Raw genomic sequence first — 3,743 nt, 5'->3', positions numbered from 1 at the left:
ACCAACACTTCTGGTGGTGTTGCCGTTGTGGCGGTGATCCTGGCGGCTGTGGCTCTGGCGCCACCGACTCCGCGGAGGACACCGAGGCGCGGACGTTCGTCGAGCCCGGTGACGTGCTGTACGGCTGCCATCAGCCCGGCCACTACGACGCCGGGATGGTGGGTGTGATCGAGGTGACCCCATGAGCACTCCGGCTCGAGCGCACCTCTTGGCGCCAGGCCGACCTGACCCTGGCGCGGCAGATCCGCCGTGACGATGGCTGCGATGGACACAGAGCCTACGGTGCTGGTCGTCGATGACGAACGCCCGCTGGTGCGTCTCGTGCGCTCATACCTGGAGCGTGAACGGTTCCGCGTCATCGAGGCGTTCGACGGTCGAACGGCACTCGACGCGGCGCGTGCAGAAGCGCCGGACGTGGTCGTCTTGGATCTGATGCTGCCGGGCGTCGATGGGCTGGAGGTGGCCCGGGAGCTTCGCGGCTTCAGCGACGCCTACATCATCATGCTGACGGCCAAGGCAGAGGAGGTCGATCGGATCGTGGGATTGTCGGTCGGCGCCGACGATTACCTGTCCAAGCCGTTCTCCCCGCGGGAGCTGGTTGCGCGCATCCACGCCATGCTGCGCCGCCCACGCGGTGGGCGGGATCGTGGGGACGTCCGTCGCCTCGGTGACCTCGTCATCGACGTCGATGCGCGCCAGGTCCACGTCGACGGCCGACCGGTCGAGTTGACACGAACCGAGTTCGACCTGCTCGACACGCTGTCCGAACGTCCCCGCGTCGTCCAGTCGCGTGGCCAGTTGCTGGAACGCCTGCGTGGATCACCCGAGTACCGCGACGAGCATGTGGTCGATGTGCATGTCGCGAACCTGCGCCGCAAGCTGGACGACCCGGACGTCGTCGTCACCGTTCGCGGGGTCGGCTACCGCATGGGGGTCCCACCGTGACAGCAGTGCCGTGTCCGGATTGACGCGGCGGCTGCTCGCCGCGCACGCACTGGTGATCGCTGTGGGCGCCGCGACGTTGGCCGTGGTCGCGGTCCTCGCCGGCCCGAGCCTGTCCGCAGCCACATTCGAGCAGCCGTCGGCCCCGTCTCCGACAGCGCAGCGGCCCACCTCGACGAAGCGTTCGCCCGCGCGCTGCTACTGTCCCTGGGGTTCGCCGTGCTGGCCGCGGCCGTCACGGCGCTCGGATTCAGCTGGTACGTAGCGCGGCGCATCGCCCGGCCCGTCGACCGTCTGGCAGTCGGCGCCGAACCCATCGCGGCTGGCGACCACCACACGCGGGTACCGGTCCCGTCACCCGACGATGAGCTCGCACACGTCACCCGCAGCTTCAACCGAATGGCAGCCGCGCTGCCCGGTGACGCGACGATGCCGGCCAGATGCGGCTCCCACACGGCCACAGGTGTCCCGGATCTCGAGAATGGTCGACTGCTGATCTACAACTCGGCAGCCACTGCGCCGGCATTGACATCGTCGAGGTCCCGCTCGATGACCCGGCAAGCGCAAGCTTTGTGCGCTGGGCGGCCGCCGACGACCTCGACGTGGACTTTGGTCGTGACTGCCACGACACCGGTGTGATCCTTGGAGAAGCGCTGCTGGCGGCCTGCGCCGGCGACGACGGCTACACGGTGTGGAGTCTTGGCGGACCGAGCGGCGGGTCGCTCGAGGATCCAGCGTTCCAGTACACGCGTTCGGTGCCAGGCGTGACGATCGGCCACGCCGCGTCGTTCTCATGGGATGGGACGTGCTCGTCTTCGAGCATGAACCCGGCGGCGGTGTCGGGCCGAGCTGTCAGGGCAGGCATGCGCGGAGATCTGACGGTGAACGAATAGGTCGACCGGCGCAGCAATCCTCGACCCGCGACGCCCAGAAGCGGGGGCTGGTCTCGCGGGCTGCAGCTGGCGTCCAACACCAGTGCGACGACCAGGCACCCCCAGGTCTGTCGGTTGCCGTGGAAGCCCGACCAGTAGTGTCAGCAGGCGGTCAGCACCGCGCTCCTACTGGCCGGACCCCTTGCCAGTGAGCTTGAAGACGTACAACCCGCCGTTGCGGTCAGAGCCATACACGAAGGGCTCGTTCTCGATCTTGTACACGCCCCAGAAGTCGTGCGGGTTGCCACCGTTGGCGGCGATGAACGCCTCCGAGTTGTCGAAGAACCGCGCGACCTCAGTGGGGTTGTACGGGTCGGTCACATCGAGCACGACCATCCCGTCCCAGTACCACGAGATGTACGCGTAGGTCCTGTTCCCCCGCGTCTCGACCTGCACGTTGTGCACCGAGTACGTTCCGGCCGGGTCGCAGCCCTCGATCGGGGTGCTGACCGCGGCGCACGTTGTGTAGAACGTCGACGCCAGTACTGGATTCTTCCGGTCAGAGTAGTCCCAGATGCGTACGCCACCCCAGGGGGTGGATTCGGTCAGGTTGTTGGCGATGATGACCGCGTCGGCGCCGATGCTCGCGGCGGCGTCGGCCTTCTCCTGGAACTCACAGGCACCTCGCCGGACCACCGCGATGTCGCCCTCGTCGAAGGCGTCGCTGTTCAGCAGTGTGTCGCCTGAGGTGAGGGTGCACGCGCGACCGAGCCAGACGAACTCACCGCTGACCGTCCCGGTGTCGTCGAACGTCGGCGAGCCCGCGGCGGTGGACAGTTCGATCGCGGCGAAGGTCGGACCACCGTCGACGGCGACCGACGACCCGTCGGTCGAGCCGGTCAGCCCGGTCTGGTTGGCCTCGAAGAAGTCCCCGGCATTCGTCGAGATCGCCGTCGCGGGGATTGTCGGGTCACCTGGAGTCTCCGAACCGTCGAGCGTCAGGTTCGACGGCGGCACGCTGATCTCCCACGCGTCGAAGTCCTCCTCGGTCTCGACGACGATCGTCTCGTCCTCGCTCGGCCACGCCGCGTGGCTGTTGAGCTCACCGTCGAGCGAGCCTTCCTCCAAGTCGATCGCCTGCGACACGAACACCGGGTTCGCCGGGTCACTCATGTCGAGCAGGACCAGACCGCGTCCCAGTTACTGAGGTAGGCGTTGGTGCCCTCACGGTTGTAGGTGATGTCGTGCAGGAAACGGTTCTGCGACGAGCCCGGCCCGTCCAGCAACCACAGCGCGGCCTCGAGGGCGCGGTTGAACTGCTCGGGGTCCGACGGATCGGTGAGGTCACCCACGCCAGGGTCGAAGATCTCCTCGGCACCCCAGGCGCTGACCAGCGTCGGGTCCGTGGAATCAGTGATCTCGTAGGTCTGGAAGGTGTCGAACGCAGTCTCGGCGACGACCGACACATAGTCGCGGTCTCCCTGGCTGAACAACCAGGCGTTGTGGACGCCGACGTCGGTGATGCCACCGAACAGCACGTCCGAGATCGGGTTCAGCTCGTCGATCTGCACCGACGCGAGATGCACCGGGCTGGTCGGGTCCGTGACGTCATAGACCTCGAAGCCGCCCTTGCCGCCGCCGCACGCCTCGTTGGAGTGCACCAGGATGGTGCCCGAGCTCATTTCGGCGACTTTGACGTCGTTGGTGCGGCTGACCTGGACCGACGGCAGGTTGCCGACGTAGGCCGGCTTGTTCTTGTCGTGGACGTCGAAGATCGCGATCCCGGGCTGCTCGATGTCCTCGACGAGCTCGACCTCGCCGACGCCGGCGATGTAGTTCTCACCGGTGCCGCAGGGTTCGTTGAAGCTTCCGATGTAGGCATGGCCTCCGAGCGCCCACACGTCGGTGGTCGCGTCCCGGATCAGGCGT

The 3,743-nt window shown here is 67.2% G+C and carries 5 protein-coding genes; 3 read left to right on the top strand and 2 right to left on the bottom strand.

Annotation, left to right across the window (positions count from 1 at the left end; all coding sequences use genetic code 11):
• The 3 genes from VK923_04015 to VK923_04005 form a co-directional block, all read left to right on the top strand.
• Window positions 1-185: hypothetical protein (locus tag VK923_04015; GenBank protein HSJ43832.1), on the top strand; the 185-nt coding region annotated here is incomplete at its 5' end.
• Between the two features lie 79 nt (window positions 186-264).
• Complete coding sequence (locus tag VK923_04010; protein HSJ43831.1) at window positions 265-945, top strand: response regulator transcription factor; 681 nt, start codon at window positions 265-267, stop codon at window positions 943-945.
• A gap of 599 nt (window positions 946-1,544) precedes the next feature.
• Entirely contained in the window at window positions 1,545-1,835 is a 291-nt protein-coding gene (locus tag VK923_04005) for a hypothetical protein (protein HSJ43830.1), read from the top strand.
• A gap of 165 nt (window positions 1,836-2,000) precedes the next feature.
• On the opposite strand, the gene VK923_04000 is transcribed toward VK923_04005, so the two are convergent.
• Together VK923_04000 and VK923_03995 are read right to left on the bottom strand one after the other, a co-directional pair.
• Window positions 2,001-2,987 carry a PA domain-containing protein gene (locus tag VK923_04000; protein HSJ43829.1) on the bottom strand — a complete coding sequence of 329 codons (987 nt, stop codon included), beginning with the start codon at window positions 2,985-2,987 and terminating at the stop codon, window positions 2,001-2,003.
• A partial coding sequence (locus tag VK923_03995; GenBank protein HSJ43828.1) for a hypothetical protein occupies window positions 2,984-3,743 on the bottom strand: 760 nt, incomplete at its 5' end. The genes VK923_04000 and VK923_03995, both read right to left, overlap by 4 nt.

This window comes from Euzebyales bacterium, assembly GCA_035461305.1.
Classification (GTDB): Bacteria; Actinomycetota; Nitriliruptoria; order Euzebyales; family JAHELV01; genus JAHELV01.
The sequence above is the reverse complement of the archived record's forward strand: the minus strand, read 5'-3'. Positions and strand labels throughout refer to the sequence as shown.